The sequence below is a fragment of the Streptomyces odontomachicola genome (assembly GCF_039605595.1).
Lineage (GTDB): Bacteria > Actinomycetota > Actinomycetes > Streptomycetales > Streptomycetaceae > Streptomyces.
The window spans coordinates 369,196-395,183 of record NZ_JBCFOK010000002.1; the positions used below are offsets into that span (position 1 = coordinate 369,196).

General features: G+C 72.3%; 24 protein-coding genes. 11 read left to right on the top strand and 13 right to left on the bottom strand.

Features of this window, described 5'->3' with window-relative positions:
- Window positions 1–45: 45 nt before the first annotated feature.
- Together ABEE00_RS04455 and ABEE00_RS04460 are read right to left on the bottom strand one after the other, a co-directional pair.
- Window positions 46–1,845 carry a choice-of-anchor A family protein gene (locus ABEE00_RS04455; protein WP_345743889.1) on the bottom strand — a complete coding sequence of 600 codons (1,800 nt, stop codon included), beginning with the start codon at window positions 1,843–1,845 and terminating at the stop codon, window positions 46–48.
- 233 nt (window positions 1,846–2,078) lie between these two features.
- Window positions 2,079–2,810, bottom strand: a complete 732-nt coding sequence (locus ABEE00_RS04460) for a L,D-transpeptidase family protein (RefSeq protein ID WP_345743890.1) — start codon at window positions 2,808–2,810, stop codon at window positions 2,079–2,081.
- Window positions 2,811–3,579: 769 nt separating this feature from the next.
- Between ABEE00_RS04460 and ABEE00_RS04465 the strand changes: the two genes are divergently transcribed.
- The 3 genes from ABEE00_RS04465 to ABEE00_RS04475 all read left to right on the top strand — a co-directional run bounded on the left by ABEE00_RS04465 (window position 3,580) and on the right by ABEE00_RS04475 (window position 6,174).
- A complete protein-coding gene (locus ABEE00_RS04465; RefSeq protein WP_345743891.1) occupies window positions 3,580–4,962 on the top strand; it encodes a hypothetical protein in 1,383 nt (460 codons plus the stop codon).
- 119 nt (window positions 4,963–5,081) lie between these two features.
- On the top strand, window positions 5,082–5,579 hold the full coding sequence (locus ABEE00_RS04470; protein WP_345743892.1) for a GNAT family N-acetyltransferase: 498 nt from the start codon (window positions 5,082–5,084) through the stop codon (window positions 5,577–5,579).
- A gap of 70 nt (window positions 5,580–5,649) precedes the next feature.
- Window positions 5,650–6,174 carry a hypothetical protein gene (locus tag ABEE00_RS04475; protein ID WP_345743893.1) on the top strand — a complete coding sequence of 175 codons (525 nt, stop codon included), beginning with the start codon at window positions 5,650–5,652 and terminating at the stop codon, window positions 6,172–6,174.
- A gap of 15 nt (window positions 6,175–6,189) precedes the next feature.
- Here the strand turns inward: ABEE00_RS04475 and ABEE00_RS04480 are convergent, their stop codons facing one another.
- A complete protein-coding gene (locus tag ABEE00_RS04480; RefSeq protein ID WP_345743894.1) occupies window positions 6,190–6,735 on the bottom strand; it encodes a DUF1707 SHOCT-like domain-containing protein in 546 nt (181 codons plus the stop codon).
- Window positions 6,736–6,898: 163 nt separating this feature from the next.
- Between ABEE00_RS04480 and ABEE00_RS04485 the strand changes: the two genes are divergently transcribed.
- Window positions 6,899–8,419: an amidase gene (locus tag ABEE00_RS04485; RefSeq protein ID WP_345743895.1), complete on the top strand. Its 1,521-nt coding sequence runs from the start codon at window positions 6,899–6,901 to the stop codon at window positions 8,417–8,419.
- A gap of 176 nt (window positions 8,420–8,595) precedes the next feature.
- Here the strand turns inward: ABEE00_RS04485 and ABEE00_RS04490 are convergent, their stop codons facing one another.
- Window positions 8,596–9,459, bottom strand: a complete 864-nt coding sequence (locus ABEE00_RS04490) for a helix-turn-helix transcriptional regulator (protein WP_345743896.1) — start codon at window positions 9,457–9,459, stop codon at window positions 8,596–8,598.
- Window positions 9,460–9,607: 148 nt separating this feature from the next.
- Between ABEE00_RS04490 and ABEE00_RS04495 the strand changes: the two genes are divergently transcribed.
- Window positions 9,608–10,381, top strand: coding sequence for an SDR family NAD(P)-dependent oxidoreductase (locus ABEE00_RS04495; RefSeq protein ID WP_345743897.1), 774 nt, complete (start codon window positions 9,608–9,610; stop codon window positions 10,379–10,381).
- Window positions 10,382–10,465: 84 nt separating this feature from the next.
- Here ABEE00_RS04495 and ABEE00_RS04500 read toward each other — a convergent pair whose 3' ends face one another.
- Window positions 10,466–11,431: a phytoene/squalene synthase family protein gene (locus ABEE00_RS04500; RefSeq protein WP_345743898.1), complete on the bottom strand. Its 966-nt coding sequence runs from the start codon at window positions 11,429–11,431 to the stop codon at window positions 10,466–10,468.
- A gap of 129 nt (window positions 11,432–11,560) precedes the next feature.
- Between ABEE00_RS04500 and ABEE00_RS04505 the strand changes: the two genes are divergently transcribed.
- From ABEE00_RS04505 to ABEE00_RS04515, 3 genes are all read left to right on the top strand, one after another.
- Entirely contained in the window at window positions 11,561–12,991 is a 1,431-nt protein-coding gene (locus ABEE00_RS04505; protein ID WP_345743899.1) for a threonine/serine exporter family protein, read from the top strand.
- 88 nt (window positions 12,992–13,079) lie between these two features.
- Window positions 13,080–13,766, top strand: a complete 687-nt coding sequence (locus ABEE00_RS04510) for an MOSC domain-containing protein (protein ID WP_345743900.1) — start codon at window positions 13,080–13,082, stop codon at window positions 13,764–13,766.
- Window positions 13,767–13,857: 91 nt separating this feature from the next.
- Window positions 13,858–14,898: an LmeA family phospholipid-binding protein gene (locus tag ABEE00_RS04515; RefSeq protein WP_345743901.1), complete on the top strand. Its 1,041-nt coding sequence runs from the start codon at window positions 13,858–13,860 to the stop codon at window positions 14,896–14,898.
- 72 nt (window positions 14,899–14,970) lie between these two features.
- On the opposite strand, the gene ABEE00_RS04520 is transcribed toward ABEE00_RS04515, so the two are convergent.
- Together ABEE00_RS04520 and ABEE00_RS04525 are read right to left on the bottom strand one after the other, a co-directional pair.
- Complete coding sequence (locus ABEE00_RS04520) at window positions 14,971–15,924, bottom strand: class I SAM-dependent methyltransferase (RefSeq protein WP_345743902.1); 954 nt, start codon at window positions 15,922–15,924, stop codon at window positions 14,971–14,973.
- 110 nt (window positions 15,925–16,034) lie between these two features.
- Window positions 16,035–16,628, bottom strand: coding sequence for a helix-turn-helix domain-containing protein (locus tag ABEE00_RS04525; protein ID WP_345743903.1), 594 nt, complete (start codon window positions 16,626–16,628; stop codon window positions 16,035–16,037).
- 107 nt (window positions 16,629–16,735) lie between these two features.
- Between ABEE00_RS04525 and ABEE00_RS04530 the strand changes: the two genes are divergently transcribed.
- From ABEE00_RS04530 to ABEE00_RS04540, 3 genes are all read left to right on the top strand, one after another.
- Window positions 16,736–17,776, top strand: coding sequence for an NAD(P)/FAD-dependent oxidoreductase (locus tag ABEE00_RS04530; protein WP_345743904.1), 1,041 nt, complete (start codon window positions 16,736–16,738; stop codon window positions 17,774–17,776).
- 78 nt (window positions 17,777–17,854) lie between these two features.
- Window positions 17,855–18,829, top strand: coding sequence for a MerR family DNA-binding transcriptional regulator (locus ABEE00_RS04535; RefSeq protein ID WP_345743905.1), 975 nt, complete (start codon window positions 17,855–17,857; stop codon window positions 18,827–18,829).
- Window positions 18,830–18,937: 108 nt separating this feature from the next.
- On the top strand, window positions 18,938–19,483 hold the full coding sequence (locus ABEE00_RS04540) for a TetR/AcrR family transcriptional regulator (protein WP_345743906.1): 546 nt from the start codon (window positions 18,938–18,940) through the stop codon (window positions 19,481–19,483).
- Window positions 19,484–19,541: 58 nt separating this feature from the next.
- Here ABEE00_RS04540 and ABEE00_RS04545 read toward each other — a convergent pair whose 3' ends face one another.
- The 6 genes from ABEE00_RS04545 to ABEE00_RS04570 form a co-directional block, all read right to left on the bottom strand.
- Window positions 19,542–20,501 carry an LLM class flavin-dependent oxidoreductase gene (locus ABEE00_RS04545; RefSeq protein ID WP_345744064.1) on the bottom strand — a complete coding sequence of 320 codons (960 nt, stop codon included), beginning with the start codon at window positions 20,499–20,501 and terminating at the stop codon, window positions 19,542–19,544.
- 155 nt (window positions 20,502–20,656) lie between these two features.
- A complete protein-coding gene (locus ABEE00_RS04550) occupies window positions 20,657–21,928 on the bottom strand; it encodes an MFS transporter (RefSeq protein ID WP_345743907.1) in 1,272 nt (423 codons plus the stop codon).
- 109 nt (window positions 21,929–22,037) lie between these two features.
- Complete coding sequence (locus ABEE00_RS04555; RefSeq protein WP_345743908.1) at window positions 22,038–22,439, bottom strand: VOC family protein; 402 nt, start codon at window positions 22,437–22,439, stop codon at window positions 22,038–22,040.
- Window positions 22,440–22,599: 160 nt separating this feature from the next.
- Window positions 22,600–23,718: an ABC transporter substrate-binding protein gene (locus tag ABEE00_RS04560; protein ID WP_345743909.1), complete on the bottom strand. Its 1,119-nt coding sequence runs from the start codon at window positions 23,716–23,718 to the stop codon at window positions 22,600–22,602.
- A gap of 126 nt (window positions 23,719–23,844) precedes the next feature.
- A complete protein-coding gene (locus tag ABEE00_RS04565; protein WP_345743910.1) occupies window positions 23,845–24,963 on the bottom strand; it encodes a CU044_5270 family protein in 1,119 nt (372 codons plus the stop codon).
- On the bottom strand, window positions 24,960–25,652 hold the full coding sequence (locus ABEE00_RS04570) for an RNA polymerase sigma factor (protein ID WP_345744065.1): 693 nt from the start codon (window positions 25,650–25,652) through the stop codon (window positions 24,960–24,962). Before ABEE00_RS04570 ends, ABEE00_RS04565 begins: the two co-directional genes overlap by 4 nt.
- Window positions 25,653–25,988: the final 336 nt, after the last annotated feature.

Here is a 25,988-nt window from a genome sequence, read left to right on the forward strand (position 1 = left end):
CCACCCGCCCTCCTCCCAGGCTCTGTTACGCGCCTGCGTTCCGCATCAGGACTTCTTGTCGCCCTTGCCGCCGTCCGGCTCGCCGCGGTGGTTGGAGAGCTTCACGGTGACGCCCTGGTCGGCGTTGTCCTCGGTGAGCTCGTAGGGGCCTGTCACCGTCTTCTTGGGCAGCTTGTAGCCCTCGGGCACGGCCGTCTCCTTGAGGTAGTACGTGCCCGGCTTCTGCTTCTCGAAGTCGCACGTGCCCTGCGCGTCGGTCGAGCAGCCCCGGTTGACCAGCGTGTCGGCCGAGGAGCCGCTCGCCTGGAGCCCGTCCTCGCCGTTTGTCTCGCGCCAGAGCTGGAAGACCGCGCCCGGCAGGCGCTTGCCGGTGGTCGCGTCCGTCTTGACGATGTGGATGCTGCCCGGCCTCTTGGGGATGTGACCCTGCTTTCTGTTGGTCGCGTTGGTGGTGACGGTTTCCGGACGGGCATCGTCACCGTCGGTCTTGATCGGGCCGATGACCGTACGGTCGGCGTCGTAACCGTCGGGGGCCTGGGTCTCCTGCCAGTAGTAGGTGCCGTCCCGCACGATGCGGTCGCAGTCCCCCTCGCCGTCGGTGGTGCAGGGCTCGCGCACCGGGGTGTCGGGGTCGTCGCCCTCGGTCTGGAGCCCGTCCTGGCCGTTGGTCTCCCGCCAGAGCTGGAATTCGGCGCCGGGCAGCGGCTTGCGGCTCTCCTGCGCCTCCTTGTGGAGACGGAGCCTCGTCAGGTCGTTCGGCTCGATGTCCCCGCCGCAGCTCGGCAGGTCCCCGTTGAAGGGGTAGCTGTGGAACTCCTGCCCGCCGCCGCGGCCGCCGCTGTTGTGGGTGACCGAACCGGTCGTGAAGAAGCGTCCGTTGAGGCCGGGCAGCGACACCGAGGTCTCCGAGGACTGGTTGCCCGCCAGGATGCTGCCCTGGAACTGGCCCGTGCCCTTCAGGTCGATCTTCGAGGCGTCGGGGAAGTTCCACAGCAGCCGCTCGCGGTACTTGTTGAGCGGGTCGTGGCTGTCCGCGATGCCGCCGCTGTAGGTGTTGATGGTGCGCTCGCCGCCGAGCATGTTCACCAGGATCGTGGCGTCGTCCGGGATGTTCTCGAAGCGGATGCCCTGCTGCCCGCCGCTCGGGGACTGCAGGTCGGAGTTCACGTTGAAGACCTGGAGCTTGGAGCTGCCGTCGCCGGTGAAGACGGTCTCGCCGCCGGTGTTGACGGCGGTGCCGGTGGGCGTCCTGGTGCCGGTGTCCCCGTGGCCGTAACAGGTGCTCGCGTCGGTCAACTGGTCCCGCAGCTTCGTGTACGGGGCGACCGCGTCGGGGTCCTTGGTGGACGTGCCCACGATCGTCCCGGTGGCGGTGCCCGCGTGCCGCACCACGCCGCCCTCGGCCAGCAGCCGCTGCCCGGACGCGATGCTGACGTCGCCGCCCGTGGTCAGGAAGTCCGAACCGTCCGGCGGTGGCACCCGCGAGCCCACGCCCACGACGCCGATGTTGTAGACCTGGCTGACGCCGCTCGCCTTGTGCATGTCGAAGTCGCCGAGCACCACGGTCTTGCCCTCGGCCTCAGCCGCGCCCTCGCGCACCCGGAAGTCGCCCCCGGCGAAGATGTTGATCCCCGCGTCGCGGCCCGCGAAGGGACCGTTGTTGATCTCCGGGTAGGGGTCGGGGCAGTCCCCGGGCACGCAGGGGCCGAGCCCGCCGGGCAGCGGATCGGCCTGCGCGGGCAGCGAGGTGGCGGCCACCCACAGCGGCGCGCAGGCGACGGCCACGGCGGTACGCAGCAACCGCGAGGAGCGTCTGGAGGCAGGGGCGACGGCGGCAGCGGCCATGGGGCATCCTCACAACGGGGTGCGGTGGATCAGCGGTTGATCCCACCTGTACACCGCGACCCGCCCGCCGCCCGGGCCAAATCTCCGGGTACGGCGCCGGTACCACCCGTTGGGCCGCCCTTGACCGCCCGCGGGTCCTCCGTACAGCGGCACTCGTGGGGGGTCGGAGTGGGCTGGGGTGCGTGCCGGGCTTGAGGGCTCGGGTTTGGGGGGTTCCGGTTTGGGGCCCCGGGCTAGCCCTGGGTGCCGGGCTTGTGGCCCCACACGTACAGCCGGTCGCCGACGCGCAGCACGCCCCACAGGCGCTTGGCGTCGGGCACGGTCAGATTGATGCAGCCCGCCGAGCCGCCGCCGTTGTAGAGCCCCTTCGGCGAACCGTGCAGCGCCTGGCCCTTGTTGAAGAACTGCGCGTACGGCATCGGCGCGTTGTTGTAGAGCGAGGACACGTGCTTCCGGTGCTTCCAGTAGATCTTGTGCCAGCCGCTGCGGGTCTCCTGGCCCTCGCGCCCGGTGCGCGTCATCACCGGACCGTAGATCACCTTCTTGCCCTGCTGGACCCAGAGGAGCTGGCGGTCCATGTCCATGCACGCGACCTTGAAGCGGCGCACGGGGCACTTGCCGGCGCGGTTCGGGTTCTTCCCCGCCTTGACCAGCTCGACGGTCCGGTACGTCTCCAGGTCGGCGTACCCGTCGGCCGGGCTGATGCGGTGCTTGCGCTGGAAGCCGCGGATCGCCGCGCAGTCGGCCGCGGTCTGCTGACCGTCCACCGTCCGGTGCAGGAACGCCTCCAACTGCCGCTGGTACGGGCCGGTGCCGGCCTTGCAGCGGGAGGTGGAGGCGTGTGGGCTCGCCTGCGCTGCGGAGGGCGGGAGGGTGGTGAGGGCCAGGGCCGCCAGTACGCCGCTGGTTCCGTAACGCCATGCGCGTGAACGTGTGCGTGCGCCTGCGCCTGCGCTTCGGTTCACGGGGCCTCCCGGGGTGCTTGTGCCTTTGTGCGGTCGCCTGCGCCGGTGTTTCTGCGGTCATTGTTCGCGTGGCGGCGCCGCGCGTCCTGCTGACTGCTGCCGGGGAGTGAATGCTGTGGGGGTACGGGGTGGTGTGGGGCGGTGAAGAGGGCGTGTGCGTTTGCGCGGGTGGGGCCGCCGTTGCGGGGGCGTCCTCGGAGCCGCGGGTGACACCTGTACGTCACCCGCGAACCCCGCCAACTCCCATACGCGGGAGCCCCCTTGCGCGCAGGGCGCGGCAGCGGACGCCGCCTGCGCGGAGGCCGACGCCCCCAGGCACAGGAGCAGTTCCGCGCACGCGGCGGCACGCGGTGCGGCTGCGCCAAGGACGCGTCAGCACGCCGCCAATTCCGCGAAAACGGCGCGGAGTTGGCGGCTCGCGCGCCCTAGTGTCGGAACAGGCCCAGGGAAGGGCGCGGCGAGAGGCATGCCGGTGATGCGCCCGCGGCATGCCCCTCCACCCCAATGTGCCGCGCGCCTTCGCCCGTGCCCGCGGCCCGGCGGGGAGCACCCTGACGCCCCCGCCCGGCCGCGCCATATCACGTACAGCCTCATCGGAATCCGGCCGGGCATCCGGCCGAAGGGGACCTCCGGCAGACACCGGAATCGGCCACCCGTATGAAGTTCTCCCCAATTGCCGTCACCACGGCCCCACCTGACGCCGAATCCGCTTGCCGGGACCGAGAATCCCGCGGAAGAAAGACCGGCTCACCGGATAACGGTCGTCACGATGGGACGTTCGCAGCGGATGCACAGCGCCACCCTCTTCGGGGCAACAGCAGTTTCTCGTCCCGTACCGCCCACCGGGGAACGTCCCACGAGGCGCCATCGCCGCGCGCGGCTGGCGACGGTCGGCCTGCTGCCCCTTTTCCTCGTACCGCTGAGCGCGGGAAGCGCCGCCGCGGAGGGCTCCTCGTACGGGGAATGGGAATTCGGCGGCGGCGATACGGGATCGGTGTCCGTGCCGGTGGCCGGATTCCCCAGCGCGCAGGTCACCACCGACAGCGTGCTGTCGCGCGTGTCGGGCGGCACCACGACTTTCCTGAACGACCAGACCCCGTTCGGCGCCGCGTACGGAAGCTCCCGCGGGCACTCGTACGCCAATCTCGCGGCGGCCAGAGGGGGCGCTCCCTCCCGTACCACGCTGAATTTCACCACGCCGACCGAGCCCGGCAGTTGGGCCCTGGCTCTCGGGGATATCGACGCCGACCAGGTGCGCATTACCGCCATCGGCGCCGACGGCAATCCGCTGTCCGGCGCCGAACTGGGTTTCCAGGACACCTTCAACTACTGCGAGGGTTCGCCCCGCCCCTCCGCCTGCCGGGACTCAGTGGACCGGCCGGTGTGGGACGAGGCCACGCAGACGCTGATCGGCAATTCCGTGGACACCAATGGCGCCTCGGGGTGGCTGCGCCCGCGCGTACCGGTCACAAGCCTGACGCTCGAATTCAGCGTGCATACCGGAATCCCCAGTTATCAGGTGTGGCTGGCTGCGCATACGTACAGCGTGTCCGGCACGGTGGACGAAGGGAATTGCGACCGCGCGGCCGGCACTCGGCTGGCGCTGCTCGACTCGGACGGCGCGCCGGTGCGGGACGCCGCGGGGGAGCCGGTGACCACCGAGGCGCGGGACGACGGTTCGTACGCCTTTCCCGAGGTCGGCCCGGGCCGGTACCGCGTCGCCGCCGAACCGCCGCAACCGGCCGTCGCGCGCCCGGCGCAGCGCGAGGCCGATGCGCGCACGCGGGACGTCGCCGCCGACTTCCGCCTGAGCTGCCCCGCGCACCACCCGAGCGCTCCGCCGGTCGGCCAGGCCCCACCGCCGCCGGCCTCGCCCGAGCCGCCTGCCGGCAGTCCAACGCCCACTTCCGCCCCTTCTGCTTCCTCGGCCCCTGCCACCTCGGCCTCTGCCACCTCGACCCCTGCGACCTCGGCCCCTACGACTTCGCGCCCGCCTGCCAACCCGTCGCCCTCGTCGCACTCCGACCAGCACCTCGCCGACACGGGCCCGACGGAGGGTCCGGTCATGCTGGGCGGAGCGGCTTTTCTGGCGGCCGCCGGGGGCCTCGCCGTCCTCCTGGCGCGGACGCGGCGGAGGCGGGAGGAGCGGTGAGGGCGGGCGCGGCCCCTGCATGTGAGGGGCCGAAGGGGCGCTGAGCGCGTGATGCCGATGCCGCTTGCACGGTCCGAAATTCGCAGCGGTCTGGGAGGTGCTGCGGATAGGCTGCCCGAATGTTCACAGTGCGTCGCGCGGGCGAGGACGACGGGGACATACTCGGCGAGATCCACGCCGCGGCATGGGAGGCGGCTTATGCGCCGTTCTTTGCGCGGGAGTTCGCTGCGAGTGCGGTACGGAGCAGGCTCGGGCGGTGGCACGAGAGGATCGCGCAGGGAGCGCTGACGATCCTGCTGGCCGAACACGACGGCCGACCGGTGGCGATGTCCGCCTACGAACCGTCCTCCACTCGCCCGGATTTCGCCGAAATCCTCACCTTCTACAGCCACCCGGTGAGCTGGGGGAGTGGCGTCGCCGCCGTACTGATGACGGAGACGCTGGCCCACCTGCGGAACGACGGATTCCCGCAGGTGCATTTGTGGACCCTGCGCGACACCCCGCAATCCCGTCGCTTCTACGTGAAATGCGGCTTCACGGAATGCGGCAATTCCCGCACCTTCGACTTCGGCGACGGAAATCCCCTGGCGCAGGTGGAGTACGAGCGGCTCTGCTGACGGTCAGCGCGTGAAGTCGCGGACCCACCGCGCGTGCAAGGTGGTGATCCCTCCGGGGGAGACTGGAGGGATGGGGGACGACACTCTGTGGATCGCGGCGCTGACCGGTGGCACCGCGATCCTCGCGAGCTGGGTGACCAGCATCGGAACCACCCGCGCTGCGCGCATCCAGGCGCACGGCGCGGCCGAGGCGCAGCGCGCCGAGCGGCTGCGGGCCGGCCGCCGTGAGGCGTACCTCGAACTGATCGAACAGACCCACCAGCTCGGCGAGTTGCTGTGGGAGATCTCCGCCGTCTCGCGCAACGAGACCGGCCATCGCCGCACCGCCGCCCTCGAGGCGCTGGTCCCCCGCGAACGCGAGACCTACGCGAGGCTGCGCCGCAGCGCGCGCGTGGTCGATCTCGAAGGGCCCGCCGAGGCCGCGGCAGCGGCGCAGGCCGTACGCAATGCCACCCGCCCCTTCCACCGGGCCCTGCTGGCGATGATCGAGGGGGAGGAGGGCGCGGAGGGGCGCTTCGACGCCGCGTACCGCCCCTACTGGCAGGCCCTCACCGCATTCGTCGAGGCCGCGCAGAACGCCCTGCGCGAGACCTGAGCCGGGCGCGGGCGGTCAGCGCCGCGCGTGGCGCACCGTCAGCCGCCCGAACTGCATCGCGCCCGATACGCGGACCGTCGGCCCGCCGGTGCGTTCGTCTCGCCGCCGGGCCCGGTAGCGCGGCGCCTTCCACGTCGTCCGCAGATCCTCGAGGTCCACGACCGCGTCCCGCGGCACCGTGATCGTCGCGTTGCCCGTGCCGAGCTGCAATTCGATGTCGATGACGGGGTGTTCGACGACGGCGCGGGACAGGTCCAGGCGTACGCGGCCGAAGGCGGACACGACCTTGAGCGTACGGGGCACCGGCCAGGCCCCGCGGCGCCTGATGCGCCCGCTGTGCGCGGTGATCGAGGACGTGCGGCCCTCCTCGTCCTGCGGCAGCGCGTCCAGGACCGGCGCGAGATCGCCGTGGGTGTGGGCGGTGAGCACCTGGTGGAGGCGCTCGTCCATGTCCTCGTGGGAGATGTGCCCCTCCGCGTACGCCTCTTGCAGACGTCGTACGGCCGCGTCGCGATCCCGTTCGGTGAGCGGCGGCAGCGGGTCGTCCGGGCGGCGGGGCACGGGGGAACTCTAGACGGCGGCAGGCAAAGGAACGGTGAACTCCCCGTTGCGTACGCGTAGTTGGCCCCGCCGCCGCTCGTCGGACGCACCCCGTACAGGTCCCCGGCTCCCGCTGTGCGAGGGTGATCTTGAAGCTGGTCGGCGTGGAAGTGGGGTGGTCCTGGTGACGGTGGCTGAGGGAGAGGCCGAGGGCACGGGCGACAGGGTCGGTGCGCGTGGCGCGGAAGTCGCCCGTGGCGGCGGGGAGTTGGCCGGGCTGGACGCCGTCGGGCAGGCCGAGCTGGTGCGTCGGGGCGAGGTCCCGGCGGCTGAGCTGGTCGAGGCGGCGATCGAGCGCATCGAGCGCACCGACGGCGAGCTGAACGCGGTGATCACGCCGCTGTACGAGAAGGCGCTGGAGCAGGCCCGCTCGCCCGAGCTGCCGCGCGGTCCCTTCCACGGCGTACCGATGCTGCTCAAGGACATGGTGGCGCACTCGGCGGGCGACCCGGTCTACGGGGCGATGCGGGTGCTGAAGGACGCGGACTGGACCGAGCCTCAGGACTCCTATCTGGCCGGACGGCTGCGCGAGGCGGGGTTCGTCTTCTGCGGCAAGACCAACCTGCCCGAGCTGGCCACCAGCGTGACCACCGAACCGCTCGCGCACGGCCCGACCCGCAACCCCTGGGACACCACGCGTTCCGCAGGCGGCTCCAGCGGTGGCTCGGCGGCGGCGGTCGCCGCCGGGATGACCCCGGTCGCGCACGGCAACGACATGGCCGGTTCGATCAGGATGCCCGCGAGCGCCTGCGGGGTGGTGGGCCTCAAGCCGACCCGCGCCCGCACCTCGCTGGGGCCCGAGCACGGCGAGTACTGGGGCGGCATCTGCACCGAACATGTGCTGACGCGTACGGTGCGGGACACCGCTGCGGTCCTCGACGTGCTGCACGGCTCCGCACCCGGCGACCCCTACTCCGCGCCGCCGGCCTCCCGTCCGTACCGGGACGAAGTGGGCGCCGCGCCGGGGGAGTTGCGCATCGGCTTCCGTACGGCCGTGCCCGGCGGACTCGGCGAGACCCACGCCGAGTGCGTGGCCGCGGTCGAAAAGACCACGGGGCTGCTCGATTCGCTCGGGCACCGGGTCGAGCCCACCGAGGCCGCGGCGCTGGACGATCCGGCGATGCTGGAGACCCTGCCGACGCTCTTCGCCGGGGTGGTGGCGTGGGAGCTCGAACGCTGGTCGGAGCGGCTGGGACGGCGGATCGGTCCCTCCGAACTGGAGCCCATGAACGGCATGATGGCCGAGGCTGGCCGCTCCGTGACCGCCGCCCAGTGGATCTCCGGCATCCAGGCGTGGCACCGGTGGGCGCGTGGGGTGGCCGCACTGTGGGAGGGCGAGCTGGACATCCTGCTGCTGCCCACCCTGCCCGCGCCTCCGCACACGCTCGGCGAACTCGCCCCCGACGCGCGCCCTCCGGCCGAACTGGTCGCCGGGGTCACCCGGGGCATCGCCTTCACCCAGCCCTTCAACATCACGGGACAGCCCGCCGTCTCCCTTCCGCTGCACCGCGCCGAGGACGGCCTGCCGATAGGGATACAGCTGGTCGCCGCCTACGGGAGGGAAGACCTCCTGCTGCGCGTCGCGGCTCAGCTGGAGGAGGCCGCTCCGTGGGCGGGGGAGCGGCCGAAGGTGTGGGCGGCCTGAGCTCTCCTCCCGTTGTAAGCGGAGGGGCGTGAGCGGAAGTCGCTGCCGGCGGCCCGAACACCGCTGGCAGGAGATCGCGTTCGGCCCGGTGATGCCGGCCCGCCCGTGCCTGGCCAGCCCGGTCAGTCTGGTCAGCTCGTTGATCCCGGTCGTCCCGGTCGTCCCGGCCGGCCCGGTCATCCCGACCCTGCCGGTCCGGCCTTCTCCGGCTGCGCATCCCTCGTACGCGTCGCGTGCAGCGTGCCCAGCAGGTGCAGGGCCTCGGTGCTGCTGCTGCCGGGGTCGGCGTGGTAGATGATCAACTGCTGGCCCGGGGTCTCGCGTATGTCCAGGGCCTGGTAGTTGAGCTCAAGGTGGCCGACCTCGGGGTGGAGCAGGCGCTTGGACTCGTGGGTCTTTCCGCGTACGTCGTGGCCGGCCCACAGGCGGGCGAATTCGGGGCTCTGCCGTGTGAGGCTCTCCACCAGCGCGCGCAGGCGCGGGTTGTCCGGCTCGAAGCCGGACGCCTGGCGGAGGTGGGCGACGGTGGCCTGGGTCGCCCTCGTCCAGTCCTGGTAGAAGGTGCGGCCCGCGGGGTCGGCGAAGGCCATGCGGGCGAGATTGTCGGCCGGTGAAAAGGGGGCGTACAGAGCCTCGGCCAGCGCGTTGGCGGCCAGGATGTCCAGGGTGCGGTTGAGGACGAAGGCCGGTGTGTGTGCGTAACCGTCCATCAACTGCCGCAGCGTGGCGCTGACCTGGTCGGGCACACCGGGCGCCGGGTCGTCGGGCACCGTGCCGGCGAGTCTGTAGAGATGGTCGCGGGCGTCGCCCTCCAGGCGCAGGGCGCGGCCGAGCGCGTCGAGGACCTGGGCCGAGGGGCGGCGCTCGCGGCCCTGCTCCAGGCGGGTGTAGTAGTCGGAGTTGATGCCCGCGAGGACTGCGACCTCCTCGCGGCGCAGCCCCGGCACGCGGCGCGTGCCGTAACTCGCCATGCCGATCTCCTCGGGGCGCAGCCCTGACCTGCGGCCGCGCAGGAAATCTCCCAGATCGTTGTCCACCATGCCCCCAAGGCTAGGCGGCCCCACTGACAACAGCCTGGGTGTGCTGGACCCAGGAGGAAGCCGCCCTGGTCCGCCGTCCGCCGGATTCCGAGACTCGGTGTCGTACGGAGGAAAATCCGGCGACTCCAGCAAGGAAGGAGACGGCAGCATGACGGCACTCGTACCCCCTGAGGTGGCTCCGCCAGGAGAGTTCGCGGGCAAGACCGCGCTGGTCACCGGGGCCGCGCGGGGAGTGGGCAGGGAGGTCGTGCGGCTGCTGCACCAGCGCGGTGCGCGCCTTCTCGCGCTCGACCGGCGCCCGCAGGTGCAGGACCTGGCCGCGGAGTTCCCGGGCGTCGAGACCCTGGTGGCCGACATCGCGGAGGAGGCCACCTCGGACACCGCCGTACGCCGTGCTCTCGAGCTCTTCGGCGGCCTGGACATCCTGGTCAACAACGCCGGGCGCGCCCTGAACAAACCGGTCACCGAGACGACCGCCGAGGACTGGGACGCGGTGATGGCCGTCAACGCGCGCGGCTCCTTCCTCCTCGCCCGCGAAGCCTTCCGCGCGATGCGGGAGCGCGGCGGCGGGGCGATCGTGAGCACCGGCTCCTACTCCGGCACCGTGGCACTGCCGGAGGGCGCCGCGTACAGCGCGTCGAAGGGCGCGTTGGCCCAGCTCACCAAGGTGCTCGCCGTGGAGGGCGGGCCGCTGGGCATACGCGCGAACCTGGTGGCGGCCGGAGTGACCGAGACGGATTTCCTCGACACCTTCCGGACCGACAGCCGCGCGTACCTGGCCTCCTTCGCCGACGCCCAGCCGCTGGGACGGGTGGCCCAGCCCGCGGAGATCGCCGAGGTGCTGTGCTTCCTCGCCTCGCCGCGCGCCGGCTTCGTGACGGGTGCGGTGGTCGCGGCGGACGGAGGCTTCACGGCGATCTGAACGCCGGAGGGCCGCACACCGGTGATCGTCGGTGATCGCCGGGGAGAGATGGGGCCGGCCCGGCCCGCGGGTGTGGAGCGTGGGCTAGCGCGCTGTCGAGCCCGCCGTCTTCGCGCCACCACCTGCACCGGCCGCGCCGGCGAGCCGCCGTCGCGAGGATGCCATCGACGTGCCCACGCGCAGGGCCAGGCCCGGGAGTTGGGAGGTGGTGATCCACGGCTTGGTGGTGAACACGTCGTATCCGCGCTGCTCGATCTTCTCCAGAGTGCTGCGGAAGATCTTCGTACCCAGGTGGAGGAAGTCGCGACCGCCGGGGTGGATCAGCCCGGAGACCGCCATGCCCTCCCCGTACAGACGGCGCACGCGCTCGATCTGGAAGCGCATCAACTCCCGCACGCGCGGGGTGAGATGGCCGCGCTCCAGCTCGGCGCGGGTCACGCCGAAGGCGTCCAGCTCCTCGAGGGGCAGGTAGAGGCGGCCCCAGCGCAGGTCTTCGGCGAGGTCCTTGAGGATGTCCGTCAGGTACATGGCGGTGCTCAGCGCGTCCATGCGCGCGTACGCCTCCTCGTCGGAGGGCTCCAGCACGGCCAGCACCTGGCGGCCCACGCTGGTGATCGCCGCGTCGGTGTAGTGCCGCAGCTCGTCGTACGTGCGGTACTCGGTGCCGGTCATGCTCATGCGCATGCTGTCCAGGTAGGCACGGACCGTGTGCGGGTCGATGTCCCAGGTGCGCATGGTGTCCAGCAGCGCCATGCAGAACGGCTCGCGCGAGTGCCCCGCCTCCAGGTCCTCCAGGACGCGCGAGGTGTAGGTCGCCAGCTCCTCGGCCCGGATGGCGGGGTCGCCGCTGTCGACGATCTCGTCGGCCCACCGCGCGAACCCGTACAGCGCCCAGATCGCCGGGCGCTTCGCGGGCGGCAGGGCCAGCAACCCGGCGCTCCACTTGGCGCCGTCGGCGGCGATCAGTACGCGGCGGCACAGCCCGTAGGCCTCCCGCAGCAGCGGGTCGGTGATCCCCGCGGACGTCAGCGCCTTCCCGACCCAGTACATGCTCTCCGATCCCCTGTTCGACGATCAGTGAACGTATCAAAAAGGAAGGGGAGGACACGCATCCGCCTCGTGGGCGCGGTGCACCAATATGATGCGGTTCTTCCTTTATGCCTGGTCCGGAAGGCGCACATGCACCTCTCTTCCCTCGGCTCTGCCCCCGGCCGCTTCCTCGCCCGCCAGCACGCCCGCAGGCAGCGGCTCGAGCGGCTGGAGCAGAACGAGGCCACGCTGCTGGACCGGCTCTACGGGACCGAGTTCGAGCACCTCGCACCGCCGCCGCCCCGCGAGATCCCGCCCGCCGAGGCGCGCGAGATCCTGCACTTCGGGCTGCGGCTGGGGCGGCAGCTCTTCCGCGCGGGGGCCGAGACCCGCGCGATCGAATCGGCGCTCATCGCGGTCACCGCCTCCTGGGGGCTCGATCACCTGGAAGTCGACATCACCGCGCGCTCGATCCAGGTCCAGTACGCCCCGCCGGACACGGAACCCCTGGTCATGCTGCTGGTCACCGGCTCGGAGGACAGCCGTGACCTGCGGCAGCTCAGCGAGCTGAACGAGCTGACCCGGCGCATCGCCGTCGAGGGCACCGGGCTGGCGGCGGCCGAGGCGGAGCTGACGCGCATCATCCGCGCCCAGGCCGCGTGGCCCTGGTGGACCTCGGTGGCCGGCGGCGCGGTGCTCGCCGCGATGCTGTGCCTGCTGGCCTCGGGAACGGTGAAGGCCGCGCTGCTCGCGCCGCTCGTGCTCGTGCTGCAGAACCGCGTGGGCTGGTTCCTCTCCCGCACCGGCCTGCCCGCCTTCTACGTCACCGCCGTGCAGACCGCGGTGGTCGTGGGGATCACGGTGCTCATGATCCACGCCGGCCTGGTCACCGGAGCCGAGGGGGCGAGCGTTGCGGCCGGGAACATGGTGCTCCTGCTCCCGATCCTCTCGCTGGTCTCCCTCGCCGAGGACGCGATCTCCGGGTTCAGGACGATGGCCGCGGCGCGGGTGATCTCGGTGGGCATGTTCCTGGCCGCGATGGTCAGCGGGGTGGTGATCGTCGGCTTCCTGTTCCTGGGCTCGGACATCGACGCGCGGAACACGGCCTTCCGCGCGTTGCCCTGGGGGTTCACCCTGGTCACGGCCGCGGTCGGGGCGCTGGGGAACGCGGTGTTCATGGGCGGCGCCGCGCGTCTCCTGCCGTACGCGACGGCCGCCGGCGTCCTCGGCGGACTGGCCAACCAGGGCGCGCACCGGCTGCTCGCGCTCCCCACGCCGATGGCGATCCTGGTGGCCGCGACGGTGCTGGGTCTCTTTGCTGGAGCGATCGGGCCGTACGTACGGCTTCCGGCGCGGGCGATCATCGTGCCGGGCATCGCGGGGGCGCTGCTGCCAGGGCCCGACGTCTACCGCAGCCTGCTGCAGTACGCCCTCGGCGTGCCGGGCGCGGGCGGGTACGCAGTGTCCGCGCTGATCGGGACGGCGGCCATCGGCGCGGGCACGGTATTGGGCCGGAGTCTCGGCGCGGGGGCCCAGCGGCAGTGGGAGCGGGCGAACGCGCGGCCGGGGGCGCGGGGTTGAGGTGCGGCGCGTGGGGGCGTGCCGGGGCGCGTGGGCGGGCGGGAAAATGCGTCGCTTCGGGGCGCGGCGACCCCGTACCGTCGCCGGTGTGAAGCTGCTCTCCGTCAATATCGGCAGACCGCGCCCGAATCCGTGGAAGAAGCTGGAAGCAACCGGCATCGACAAGCGGCCCGTTGACGGCCCGGTCGCCGTCACCGCTCCGGGCCCCAAGGGAACGGGAGCGGTGGGGCTCGCGGGCGACCGCGTCTACGACGTGAAGCACCACGGCGGCTCCGACCAGGCGGTCTACGCGTACGCACGCGAGGACCTGGACGGCTGGCAGGACGAACTGGGCATCCCGCTCGCCAACGGCGTCTTCGGCGAAAACCTCACCACCCTGGGCGTGGACGTCAACGAGGCGCTGATCGGCGAGCATTGGCGCGTCGGCGGAGGGGTGGACGGAGGCGGCGGGACCGTGCTGGAGGTGTCGTGCCCGCGCATCCCGTGCGCGACGTTCCAGGGGTGGCTGGAGCGGGAGGGGTGGATCAAGCGGTTCACCGCGGCCGCGCTGCCGGGGGCGTATCTGCGGGTGATCGAGCCCGGTTCGGTGCGGGCCGGCGACACGGTCGAGGTCGTGCACCGCCCCGCCCACCGGGTGACCGTCGCCCTCACCTTCCGCGCGATCCTGCAGGACGCGACGCTGCTGCCCGAGCTGCTGGCGGCGGATGCGTTGCCGGCGGACATACGGGATGCGGTGCGGAGACGCGTCGAGCGCGGGTCGCGTTCAGGGCGTTGAGGACGGCGCGTATGCCGGCGCGCCGCTGTCTCGGCGGCCGGGGCTTGGACGGAACTTGGTCGTGGGCGGGGCCCTGTGTTCGCATATGGCCGTGACCTCGAACGGACATTCAGCAGACTCCACGGAACGCATCCCGGCGGCCCGCTCCTCGCAGCAGGAGCAGGAGGCCCCCGCGGCGGCGGCCGAACCGGCTCCGCGCAAGCCGCGCCGCTTCGTGCGCCGGACCGTGAAGACCGTCGGCGTGCTGGCCGTCGTCCTCGCTTTCCTCGCGCTCGGCGACCGCTGGGCCGTGCTGTACGCGGAGGACATGGCGGAGCAGAAGGTGCAGGAGGCGCTGAAGCTCGAGGCCCAGCCCGAGGTGCACATCGACAGCTTCCCGTTCCTGGGGCGGCTCGCGCTGGGCGGAGTGGACAAGGCCGAGGTCAGCGTCCCCCACGTGCCCGCGGGCCGCGTCTCCGTCGCGAAGGTGAAGGGCACCGTCGACGACCTCGAGATCCTCGGAGACCTCCCGACCTCGGTGAAGGGCGCGAACCTCAGCCGCGTACACGGCGAGGTCTTCCTCTCCTTCGACGACCTCGACCGCGAAGTGGGCGCGTCCCAGGTCCACTTCACGCCCGGCCCCAAGAAGAACACCGTGCTGGCCAAGGGCGAACTCCCGGTGGCGGGCAAGAAGGCCACCGTCCGCGCCCGCGCCCAGCTCCAGCGCACCGGGGACCACCAACTGGCGATGTCCGTGGCCGACACCCGGCTGGTGGTGCCGGGGCTGCTCACGTACACCCCCGGCAAGGGCGGCGGGCTGCAACTGGCCGCCCCCGCCGCGGAGAAGATGGACGCGGAGCAGGTGGAACAGACGACGGGCAAGCGCCCGCGTCCCGACGAACTGCTGAAGGGCCGCGCGGTGGACGCGCTCGCCGACCACCCCGAGCTGCTCAGGCCGGCCGGCATCGACCCCGCGCTGATCAAGGGGCTGCAGAAGGTGCGGGAGCCGAAGGTGGCGAAGCCGATGGAGTTCTCGGCCCAGCTTCCCCAGGACATGCCGGGCGACCTGCGGCTGAGCGGGATCGCGGTCACCCAGGACGGCGTACGCGCCCAACTGACCGGCAAGAACGTGCCGGTGGGCAAGGACATGTGAGCCCGGCGGGCAACGAGCACGTGAGCCCGGCCATGTGAGCCCAGCCCGCGCCGAGAACGGTCGTTCTCCGCCTCAGTCCTCGCGCCGCGCGGCCCAGACCTGGCGTTCCGTGCGTACCGCGAGATCGTTCCGGCGCAGGATGCTGTCCGGGCCCTCGATGTCCAGCAGCCGGTCCAGGGCTGCGAGGTCGGCGGGTGAGAGGGCGTCCGCGACGGTGCCGCGGATGAGGCGGAGGCTGCTGAGCGCGTAGCGGCCGACCGCCTCGGCATGGGGCCCGTCGGACCCCTCGACGGCCACGGAGAACGACCGTTCTCCCGCGAGCGCGAATCCGGCGGCGGCCAGCTTGGGGCCCCAGTCGGCGCCCCGGTGGGGGACTCGTGCGGCGTGGAAGCGGTCGCTCGCCGAGTGGCAGCGCTCCTCCAGGCCCGGCCGCTCCTCCGGGGCGTTCTCGGGGAGAAAGCGGGGGAAGCCGGACAGCTCGACGACCGCGAACAGGCCGCCGGGGGCGAGGAGTTCGCGCACCTTGCGCAGCGCGCGGTCGGGGTCGGCCATGTGGTGCATCGAGGCCGAGGCCCACACGAGATCGGGTGCGCCGGACCCCGGCCCCTCCGACAGCTCCGGCCATTCGGCGTCGAGGTCGGCCTGGACCGTACGTACGCGATCCCCCACCCCCTCCGCCTCGGCCCTCTCCCGCAGGCGCTGGAGGTGTGCGGGCGAGGAGTCGACGGCGGTGATCTCCGCCTCGGGGAAGCGGCCGAGCAGGGCGAAGGTCCCGGTGCCCGTGCCGGAGCCCAGGTCCACGATCTGGCGCGGTGTCGTATCGACCGGGAGCCACGCGACGAGCGAGGCGATGTGCTCGGCCAGGACCTCGGCGTCGAGGTCGAGGAGTTCCGCCTGGTCGTCGGCGGCGTGGTTCCCATGCTGGTGAGGGCCGTGCTCGTGGGCCCCGTGCTGGTGAGGGGCGTGATCGTGAGCCCCGTGCGGGTGGCCGGCGTGCTGGTGAGGGTGGGGCTGTGCTTGGGTCATGGCTTCACGCTAAGTCCATCATGCGCGTACGGCAGTACCTCTTTCCAAACGCGCAAGACGATGGTGCCGCGAGGTGCCGGAGACGCAAACACGCAAGGGAGCGGGGCGGCTCACCCACGCCCCGTCGTGCCCTCCTCCTTGTCCTCGCCGCGCTGATGCCCCCGCTGGGCGTCCCGGTCGAAGATGCCGAGCAGCTCGCAGGGGCCGCCCTCGGCGCCGATGGCGTGCGGCAGCATCGTCGGGAACTCGGCGGCCTGGTTGGCCTCCAGTCGGTAGCGGCGCTGGCCCAGCATCAGGACCGCGGTGCCGGACAGCACGACCAGCCACTCCCGCCCGGGGTGGGCGCGCATCCGCGCAGGGTTGTCCGGCGGCGGCTCGGTCATGCGCTGGCGCACCACCGTCAGCCCGGGGTCGGCCTTCACCGGCCAGCGCATCTGCCCGTGCGCCGCATCCACCGTCGGGTTGGACACCACATCCTCGGTACCGGTCTCCACGAGCTGGTCGAGAGAGGTGTCCAGGGCCCGCGCGAGCGTGACGAGGCTGTCCAGCGCGAGGCGGCGCTGCCCGTTCTCGATGCGGCTGAGCGTGGACTGGCTGAGCCGGGCGCGGGTGGCCAATTCCTCCAGCGAGAGCCCCTGCGCTATCCGCAACGCACGGATCCGCTTGCGTACGAGGCTGTCCAGCTCGCCATCATTTTGCGTCATTGGCAACATCATATGCGTTTGCTGCAACCCTTGCCTATGGTCGCGGACAGATGGCCCGGGACGGACCGGCCGGGCCACGCACGGATGACGAGGAAGGCGAGGGCGACATGATCGAGAACGTGGCCGAGGGGACCCCGACCCCGTACGAGAGCGACGCGCTGCCCGCCGGGCCCGTCGACGCCGTGGTGATCGGCGGTGGCGTCGCGGGGCTCAACGGGGCGCTGATGCTGGCCCGTTCGCGCCGCTCGGTCGTGGTGATCGACGGCGGCGCGCTCCGCAACGCGCCCGCCGAGGGCGTGCACGGACTGCTCGGCCTGGAGGGCACCCCGCCCGCCGAGCTCCTCGCGAAGGGACGGGAGGAGGTGCGCGGTTACGGCGGCCTGATCGTCTCCGGCCAGGTGACCGAGGCCGTTCCCGCTCCCGCGGGGGCGCTCGGGGACGAGCCGAGCTTCGATATCACCCTGGCGGACGGCCGCAGCCTCACCGCGCGCCGCGTACTGGTGGCCACCGGCCTGCGCGATGTGCTGCCCGAGGTACCGGGGCTGGCGGAGCACTGGGGTCACAGCGTCCTGCACTGCCCGTACTGCCACGGCTGGGAGGTGCGCGACGAGCCCGTCGGCATCCTCGCGGTGGGCCCGGCCTCCGTCCACCATGCGCTGCTGTTCCGGCAGTTGACCGATGACCTGGTGTATTTCGCCCGCGGTACGGAGCTGGACGAGGATACCCGCGCGCGGTTCGCGGCCCGCGGCATCCGCGTCGTCGACGCCCCGGTCGAGGGGGTCGTACGGGCCGAAGGCGGCGGCATCGCGGGCGTCCGGCTCGCCGACGGTGAGTTTGTGGAGCGCGGAGTGCTCGCGGTGGCGACCAGCATGCAGGTGCGCGCCGAGGGCCTGGAGGGGCTGGGGCTGCCGATGGAGGAACTGCCCGGCGGAATGGGCCGCCGCTTCGCCTCCGGCACAGCCGGCGCCACCTCGGTACCGGGGGTCTGGGTGGCAGGTAACGCCGCCGAGCCGGTGGCCCAGGTCGGCGCGTCCGCCGCGGCCGGCGCCCTGGCCGGGGCCCGGATCAACGCGGACCTCGCCGAGGCCGACACCGAAGCGGCCTTCGCCGTAGGGAGGCTTGACCTTGCCGTCGGGGGCAAGGTTTAGCGTTCTTCCAGGTGACGGCAGGCGATAGCGGATGACAGGCGGGCAGGGTCGGTGAGGCGGGGGTGGGACCGGTGACACATGCGGATCGGTGAAGTGGCCCGCCGGGCAGGCGTGACCGCCAAGGCGGTGCGCTACTACGAGGAACTGGGGCTGCTCACGCCCGAGCGGCTGGCCAACGGCTACCGGGACTACGGCGAGCACGAGCTGCGCCTCGTACGGGAGATCCGGTCGCTCAGCGGCCTCGGCATCCCCGTGGAGCGCACCCGCCCCTTCCTCGACTGCCTCAGCGTCGGCCATGAACACGCCGACGACTGCCCGGCCTCGCTGGCCGGTTACCGGCAGGCGATCGACGAACTCACCCGGCGCATCGAGGGATTGAGCGCGCGCCGTACGGCGCTGATCGCACACCTGCAGGAGGCCGCACACCGCAACGGCCGCGCCGTGCCCCGCCAGCCAGGTGCGCCGGCTCACAGGAGAGAGGACCCCATGAGCGATTACACGACGCTGCCCGCCGACCTGCCCGTACCGGAGGACGACGGCGCGGCCGACCACCTGCCGGGGACGCCGATGCCGCCGCTGGAGCTGGGCAGCAGCGGAGCGGGGAGGGTACGCCTGGACGCGCTCGGTCCGGGCCGCACCGTGCTCTACCTCTATCCGCTGACCGGCAGTCCCAGTACCGATCTGCCCGAGGGCTGGAACGCGATCCCCGGAGCGCGCGGCTGCACCCCCGAGGCGTGCGGCTTCCGCGACCACTACCGTGAGCTGCTGGACGCCGGGGCGCTCCGGGTGTTCGGGCTGTCCAGCCAGGACACCGGCTACCAGCGCGAGGTCGTCGAACGGCTGCGCCTGCCCTTCGAGATGCTCTCCGACCCGGACCGCGAGCTGGCACGTGCGCTGGACCTGCCCACCTTCGAGGCCGGCGGCATGACGCTCTACAAGCGGCTCACGCTGATCGTCCGCGAGGGCGTGATCGAGCACGCCTTCTACCCCGTCTTCCCGCCCGACGAGCATGCGGAGCAGGTGCTGGACTGGCTGAGGCAGGCCCCTCGGTAGCAGCTCGCGCGGAGCGACGGGTCACACTGGGCAGGCAGCGGCCCCCAGTTGGCCGGCCAGCCCGCATCCTCCGACCCCGCACCCCGACCCCGCCTCCTGTGAGAACCCATGGCCACCGGACACACCGACCACCAGCGCCGCGCGCGCATCCTGGACGCCGCTCTCGACGTGATCGCCGAGGACGGCGTGGCCGGGGTGTCGCACCGGAAGATCGCGGCCCGCGCCGGGGTGCCGCTGGGCTCGATGACGTACCACTTCAGCGGGATCGACGGGGTGCTGCACGAGGCGTTCACGCGGTTCTCCGACCGCATGGTCGCCGTCTTCGAGGGCGCGCTGTGCGGGGCCACCACCCCCGCGCAGGTACGCCGCGCCGTGGCCGACCTGATCCACACGCTGGCCGAGGGACCGCAGCGGGACCTGGTCCTCACCCAGGAGCTGTACACGCTCGCGGCACGGCGCCCCGAGTACCGCAGCCTGACCAGCGCGTGGATGCGCCGCAGCCGCGTACTGCTGGAGCAGCACTTCGACCCGGCGACCGCGCGCCAACTGGATGCACTCATCGAGGGGCTGACGCTGCATCACGCGCTGGACCACGATCCGCACGACCGCGCGCTGACGGAGGCGGCGGTCGCGCGGCTCACGGGGGAGCGGTAGGGGCCCGAGTGGTAGGGGCCCGAGGGTTAGGGGTCCGAGAGGTAAGGGGCCGAACCCCTCAGCGTTCCGGCAGCGCGCGGGCGAGTCTGTCCAGCTCAGCCGGGCCGTCGTCGCCGATGGCCGGGGTGAGGACGACGCTGGTGGCGCCGGCTCGCCACCGTTCCGCGATGCCCGCGCGTACGTCGTGAGGGGTACCGGCGAGGGCCAGCTCGGTCACCCACTCCGGGGGCAGCGTGGCGGCGAACTCCTCCGGCCCGGCGCACCGTCGGCGATGACCGGCCAGCGCCTCGGCGAAGGGGAGCGGGGCCAGGTGCGGGGCCCAGTCGGGTTCGCCGACCGACGCCAGGCCGGGGCGTACGCGTCGTACGGCGGCCTCCGCATCGTCCTCCACCGAGGCGAGGTCGTACGCGATCACCTCGGGCCCGCCTGCGCTCTCAGCGCCCGGATCACCGAGTCCGGCCTGCTTGACGGCCGTGGAGATGTACGCGGGGGAGGCCGGCTCGGCCAGGAGTACGCCGTCGGCCGAAGCGCACGCCACGGCCAGCGACTTGGGGCCGCGTACGCCGAGCACCACCGGTGGTACGAGGTCCGGCACCTCGCCGATGACGACGTCCTCGCCCGTCACGTAGCGTCCGCCGCTGGGCATGGGTTCGCCGCGCAGGAGCGCCCGTACCGCCGTGGCGTACTCGCGCAGCAGCGTGACCGGGCTGGCGGGCCACACGCCCAACTGCCGCATCCAGGCGGGCATTCCGTGTCCGATGCCCGCGATCAGCCGGCCGGGGAAGAGCTGGGCGAGCGTGGCCAGTTCCATCGCGGCGAAGGCGGCGTTGCGGGCGCCAGCCGGCATGATCCCGATGCCGACGGTCAGGCGCCGGGTGGCCGCCAGGATCGCGCCGGCCTGCGCGATGCCGCCGCGGAAGCCGAGGTCCTCGACCACCCACAGCTCGTCGAAGCCCAGTTCCTCGGCGCGGCGCGCGAAGGGCAGGAACTGTGCGGGCGGCAGATCGCGCGGCAGCATGACGCCGACGCGCTCGCGCGGGAAGACGGTTGTCGGGGTGGGAGAGGCAGTCGGGGTGGTCGAGTCGGCCACGAGGTCACCTTCCTTGGAGCGGCGGCGTGCGTACGTACGTCTGTCAGCAGGTCGGCCGTCGGCCGTCAGCCGCGAGCCGTCCGTCAGTCGGGTGTCAGCCGTCCCTCGTGGCGCGATCCCAGCACTCCGGCCAACAGCATCACCAGTACCCCGGCGACCGGAACCACCAGCAGTCCCACGCGCAGGCTGCTCGCGTCCGCCACCAGGCCGACGGCCGGGGGTGAGAGCAGAAAGCCCAGGCGCATCAGCCAGGAGACGATGGTCAGCCCCGAACCAGGCTTCAGGCCGGGCAACTTGTCCGCCGCGTGCATCGCGGCGGGGATCAGCGTCGCCACGCCGAGCCCCGCGGCGGCGAAGCCGCCGACCGTCCCCGGCACCGTGGGGACGGCCAGCGCGAGCCCCATGCCGAGCGCGGTGACCAGCCCGCCCGCGCGGGCCACGGCGCGCTCGCCGAACCGGTCCACGAGCCGGTCCCCGCTGACCCGCCCGACGAACATCGCGCCGACCAGCGCGATGTACCCCGAGGCCGCGAGGGTGCCCGAGGCGTGGAGGGAGCCGGCGAGGTAGACGGCGGCCCATGAGTTCCCGGCGTCCTCCACGAGAGTGCCGGAGGTGGCGATGAGGACCAGGGCGGTGAGGACGTAGACGTAGCGGGTACGGGGCGGTGCTCCGCGTCCCTTCGAGACCGCCCCCGTGCCCGCGTCTGCCCCCGTACCTGCGTCCGGCTCCGTACCTGCGTCGGAGCTGACGCCCGCCTCCTCGGTGTCGCGTCCCGGCAGGCAGAAGCGGAAGGCCACGCATGCCGCAGCCGCGAACACCAGGGCCGAGACGGTCAGATGGGGGCCGCGCGCGAGACCCAGCGCGATCGCGCCCGCGGCCATGGAACCGCCTGTCACGGCGCCCACCGACCACACCGCGTGGAAGGAGTTGATGATCGAGCGCCCGTAGCGGCGCTGGACCCGCAGGCCGTGGGCGTTCTGCGCCACATCGGTGATCGCGTCCATCGCCCCCGCCACGAACAGCGCCCCCGCGAACACCGCGACGGAACCCGCCATTCCGGCCACCAGGATGCCCGCGCCGGTCAGCAGCGTGCTGAGCACCGCGACCCGCGCCGAGCCGTACCGGCGGATCAGCGCCCCCGCCCCGAGACCGGCGACGATCGCGCCGGTGGGGAAGGCGGCGACGGCCAGTCCGTACGCGGCGTTGCCGAGCCCCAGGTCGGCCTTGATCTGCGGATACCTCGGCAACAGATTCGCGAACAGCGCCCCGTTGGTGAAGAACAGCACCGCCACGGCCGCCCGCGCCCGCCGCCCCACGACCCCCGCCTGCGGCCGCGCCCGCACACCAAGACTCATGCGGCGGAGCCTAATCGGAGAGCGTACGAACGTACACTCATGATCGGGCTCCGCGCGTACGAGGAGCCGCTGGGTGGCGCGGGGATGGTGGCCGCGGGGTGCTGTCGCGTTACTGCGCCGCGCTCATGTCCATGTACACGACCTCCCACAGGTGCCCGTCGGGGTCCTGGAAGCTGCGCGCGTACATGGCGCCCTCCTCCATCGGGTCGTTGGACGCCGCGCCGCCGGAGGCCAGGGCCGCGTCGGCTATGCGGTCGACGTCCTCGCGGCTGTCCACACCCAGCGCGACGATCGCCTCGGTCGTGGTGCCGGAGTCGGCGATGCCCTTCTTGGTGAACTGCTGGAAGAACGGTTCGACCAGCAGCATCGCGTAGATGTCCTCGGTGATGACGAGACACAGCGCGTTCTCGTCCGAGAACTCCTCGTTGGCGCTGTAGCCCAGGGCGCCGAAGAACTTCTTCGACCGGTCGAGATCCTTCACCGGGAGATTCACGAAGATCTTGGTGGACACGTGCCTCAGCTCCTCTGCGTACGGCGTGGGGTGCGGTCTTGCAGGGGTGGACCTGGGGCGGGGTGGCGATTCATCGGTGTTGGGCGGGTGGTTTTGCGGGGCGTTTCCCGGCGCGAGTGTGCGCGCTCGGTGTTGCCCCGGGGCGCCCTCTGCGTCGCGCTCAGCCGGTGTGCAGAACCCGGAAGCGGTCGGGCCGCGCCGGATCGCGGTCGGCTATCTGGACCGGGGGCCAAGTCCATTGCCACGCGCTGCTGGTCGGGGTGCGGGAGAAGGTGATGGTGCCGCGCGTGCCTTGCACCTCGACGTGCGGCCAGGAGGCGGCGGTGCGGGCGCGGTCCACGCCGCCTTCGCCGCGGCTGCCTTGCGAACGCAATACGTCGGCGAGCACCGCGATCGTGTCGTACCCCTCGAAGGCCACGAAGGACGGTTCCTCGTTCAGCCGCTCGCGGAGGGCCGATTCGACGCGTACGCCGAGAGGGCCGAGGCGCTCGGGCAGATAGCGCAGGAACGGGATCCCGCCGCCCTCCTCACCCAGCAGCGTCGCCCACTCCGCGAATTCCGGCTGTCCGGCGGGAGCTCCCAGCATGATTCCGGCGAGGCGCGGGTCCCGGCGGATGGCCTGGACGATCGGCACCGCGGGTTCCTGGTGTCCGACCAGGAGGAGCAGGGCCGTCGCGGCGTGGCGGGCGAGTTCGTCGCGGAGGGCGTCAGGGGTGAGCGTGCTCATGTCGAACTCGGCGACGGTGCCGCCGTGCGCGGCGAGGCGGTCGCGCAGGATGCGGGTGCCGGCCGCCCAGTAGACGCTCGGCTGAGTCGCCACGGCGATGCGGCTGTGACCTGCGGCGATGAGGAAGTCCGCGTACATCTGCCAGCCGTGCGACTGCGCGGGAGCGAGCCGCGCGACCCAGTCCGACGGCTCCTCGGTGAGCGCGTCCAGAACGGCCGACGAGCACAGGAACGGCAGTCCGACCGCGTCGGCCGTCGTCGCGGCGGCACGGGCGACGACGCTGTGATACTCGCCGGCCACGGCGGCGATGCCGAGCCGGCTCATCTCCTCTACGGCGTCGACCGCCTTCTGCGGGTTGGCAGCGGTGTCCCGCACCACCAACTCCAACGCCCTCCCGTCGACCCCACCAGCACCATTGACCTCGGCCACCCCCAGCTCAAGCCCCGCCAGCAGATGCCGCCCGGCCCCGACCCACCCCGGCCGCGTGAGCGGAACGAGAGCGCCGACCTGGAGGGGCGCGGGGTCGGTTCCGGCATGTTCCTCGGTGATCATGCCGGGCATTGCAGCCGTCAACTGTGGGGGTTGGCAAGTGATTTGGTGTACGGGCGGGGTGAAGATGCGTCGGAGGGCGACGAACGTGTGCGTCGCCCTCCTGCAGCGGGGCAGGGGAGCGGTAGGTCAGCTCTGTTGGGAGTCGGGGTTTTGGGTGGGGCGGGCGCCGGGCTTGTCGGCCACGCCGTTCTCCAGCATGGCGTCGCTGGACAGGAGCGTTCCCTTCTTTCCGTACGGGAGGTCCTTGGTCAGGTAGCTGCGCGAGCCCAGGAAGGAGAGGTCCTTGCGGTTGAAGACCCACTCGGTCCGCACACCGTGCGGCTTGTCCTCGCGCGCGATGCCGAGGCCGTGGCGGCCGATGGCGTCATGGGCCCGCGGGGCCCGCACCACGCCGGGGATCTTCCCCGCCGCCTGGTAGAGCGCGGCGGCCGTGCGCGGCGGCATCACGCTGCCCAGCAGCGACCCGATCTGCTCGAACACGGCCTGATCGCGCCCGCGCTCCTCGGCGTGCGGGGTCTTCTTCCGCAGGTACTCCAGCAGCTCGTCCGGGTCCGTGGGCAGCGAGGCGAACCAGCGGTACGTGGGCCTGTTGATGCCCGCTGGTGTGCCGCCGGTGTCCCCGAGCTCGCCGTTCGAGTGGCTCATCTTGCCGTCCTCGCGGACGTAGGCGGGCCGCTTCACGCGGCCCTGCTTCTGCGTGGTCCAGGACTCGATCTCCTTGAGCGGCTCCATTTCCGCCTTGCCGCTGGCGAGCTCGGCGCCCTGCGACTTCTCCCGTGTGTAGAGGTATTGGTCATCGCGTACGGGCAGGTCATCGCGCTTCCGTGCCGCGTCCGAGATCCGGTGCAGGAGCGCGGCGGCGGGCTGCATGTCCGCGGCCGTGTCGTGCTGGCCGAGCCCCGAGCCCTGGCCACCAGACCCCGAACCCTGGCCGGAGCCGCCGCTCAGCGCGACACCCGCGGTGAGGGCGCCGGCGAGGGTCAGCGCGGTGGCGGGCAGGAGGAGCGCGGGGCGCGGCAGCCGGCGGGCGGGACGGGCGGCGGGCTGCGGCGCACCGGCCGTCTGCCGGTCGGTGGCCCCGGCGGCCTCGGTGGCCTGGGCGGCCAGGTCGTCGTCGATGTGGCGCATCAGTACGTCCTGGTGATGGAGGTGCCGCTCGCGCGGAAGGTCCCACTCGGCCGGGGCGGGCAGCAGACGGGCCAACTGCTCGCGGTCCCCCCGCCCTTCGGTGTGCTCGTCGGTCATGTGGGCTCCTCCCGCACGGGCCGGGCCACGTGTGCGGCCCTGTTCTGCTTCTCTCCGCGGACGGTGCGCGGTTCCGTATCCGATGGGTTCTGGGCGCGGCCTTGGTGGCCGGCCTGATCCGCCTCTTCTGTCTGGTCTGCCTGGTGCGTGTGTACGTGCTGCTCCGCCTGCTCCGTGAGGCGCGCCAGCTTCTTGCGGGCGCGCGAGAGGCGGGAGCGCACGGTGCCCACGGCGATGCCCAGCGCCTCGGCCGTCTCCCGGTAGTCCAGGCCCGACCACACGCACAGGGAGATCACCTCGCGTTCCTGTCGCCGGAGTTGGCCCAGCGCCTGCTGGACGGCGCGCAGCCGCCGGGCGTCGTCGATGCGCCCGGCGACCTCGGGGGCGAAGTCCTCCACTTCCTCGGGCGGGGGCTGACGCGACAGGAAAAGCCTGCGTCTGCGCTGCCCGCGCCGCGCGTTGTCCGCCTTGTGCGTGGCGATGCCCAGCAGCCAGGGCAGCAGAGAACCACCGTTCTCGTGCACGCGCTCACGGGTACGCCAGGCGCTCAGAAAGGTCTCGGACATGATCTCTTCGGCCGTCGACCAGTCGCCGGTCAGCCGCAGCGCGTGGTTGTACACGGCGCGCGCGAACTCCTCGTACAGTCCGGCGAACGCCGCGCGGTCCCCCTCGCGCACGCGACGGCGCAGGTCGTCCTCCGGACTCCTCACAACATCCCTCACAACCACTTCCCTCTCCGCGGGAGGGGAGGAGTTCCTGTGCCCTGCGTCATACGTGTTGTCTGTGTCGACGGTGTCGTCCAAGTCGACTGTGCCGCCCGTAGCGACTGTGTCGTCGTCTGACCGCCAGCGTGAGGAGGGAGGCCCGGGAGCCGAGCAGCGGGGCGTTCCAGCCGGCCGGGGGTTCCAGCGGGAGCCGTGTGGCAGGAACCGCGCGGCGGACAACATGCACCGCCCGCCGCCCGCCGCCCGCCGCCCGCCGCCCGCCGCCCGCCGCCCGCCGCCCGCCGCATCGCCCCAGCTCAC

What these genes read in the sequence shown, in the direction of transcription:
- ABEE00_RS04455 (WP_345743889.1), bottom strand. Translation starts at nt 1,845, where the DNA reads ATGGCCGCTGCCGCCGTCGCCCCTGCCTCCAGACGCTCCTCGCGGTTG.
- ABEE00_RS04520 (WP_345743902.1), bottom strand. Translation starts at nt 15,924, where the DNA reads ATGACCCAAGCACAGCCCCACCCTCACCAGCACGCCGGCCACCCGCAC.
- ABEE00_RS04550 (WP_345743907.1), bottom strand. Translation starts at nt 21,928, where the DNA reads ATGAGTCTTGGTGTGCGGGCGCGGCCGCAGGCGGGGGTCGTGGGGCGG.
- ABEE00_RS04560 (WP_345743909.1), bottom strand. Translation starts at nt 23,718, where the DNA reads ATGATCACCGAGGAACATGCCGGAACCGACCCCGCGCCCCTCCAGGTC.
- ABEE00_RS04565 (WP_345743910.1), bottom strand. Translation starts at nt 24,963, where the DNA reads ATGACCGACGAGCACACCGAAGGGCGGGGGGACCGCGAGCAGTTGGCC.
- ABEE00_RS04495 (WP_345743897.1), top strand. Translation starts at nt 9,608, where the DNA reads ATGACGGCACTCGTACCCCCTGAGGTGGCTCCGCCAGGAGAGTTCGCG.
- ABEE00_RS04490 (WP_345743896.1), bottom strand. Translation starts at nt 9,459, where the DNA reads ATGGTGGACAACGATCTGGGAGATTTCCTGCGCGGCCGCAGGTCAGGG.
- ABEE00_RS04530 (WP_345743904.1), top strand. Translation starts at nt 16,736, where the DNA reads ATGATCGAGAACGTGGCCGAGGGGACCCCGACCCCGTACGAGAGCGAC.
- ABEE00_RS04500 (WP_345743898.1), bottom strand. Translation starts at nt 11,431, where the DNA reads ATGTACTGGGTCGGGAAGGCGCTGACGTCCGCGGGGATCACCGACCCG.
- ABEE00_RS04525 (WP_345743903.1), bottom strand. Translation starts at nt 16,628, where the DNA reads ATGACGCAAAATGATGGCGAGCTGGACAGCCTCGTACGCAAGCGGATC.
- ABEE00_RS04470 (WP_345743892.1), top strand. Translation starts at nt 5,082, where the DNA reads ATGTTCACAGTGCGTCGCGCGGGCGAGGACGACGGGGACATACTCGGC.
- ABEE00_RS04540 (WP_345743906.1), top strand. Translation starts at nt 18,938, where the DNA reads ATGGCCACCGGACACACCGACCACCAGCGCCGCGCGCGCATCCTGGAC.
- ABEE00_RS04535 (WP_345743905.1), top strand. Translation starts at nt 17,855, where the DNA reads ATGCGGATCGGTGAAGTGGCCCGCCGGGCAGGCGTGACCGCCAAGGCG.
- ABEE00_RS04465 (WP_345743891.1), top strand. Translation starts at nt 3,580, where the DNA reads ATGGGACGTTCGCAGCGGATGCACAGCGCCACCCTCTTCGGGGCAACA.
- ABEE00_RS04475 (WP_345743893.1), top strand. Translation starts at nt 5,650, where the DNA reads ATGGGGGACGACACTCTGTGGATCGCGGCGCTGACCGGTGGCACCGCG.
- ABEE00_RS04545 (WP_345744064.1), bottom strand. Translation starts at nt 20,501, where the DNA reads ATGCTGCCGCGCGATCTGCCGCCCGCACAGTTCCTGCCCTTCGCGCGC.
- ABEE00_RS04505 (WP_345743899.1), top strand. Translation starts at nt 11,561, where the DNA reads ATGCACCTCTCTTCCCTCGGCTCTGCCCCCGGCCGCTTCCTCGCCCGC.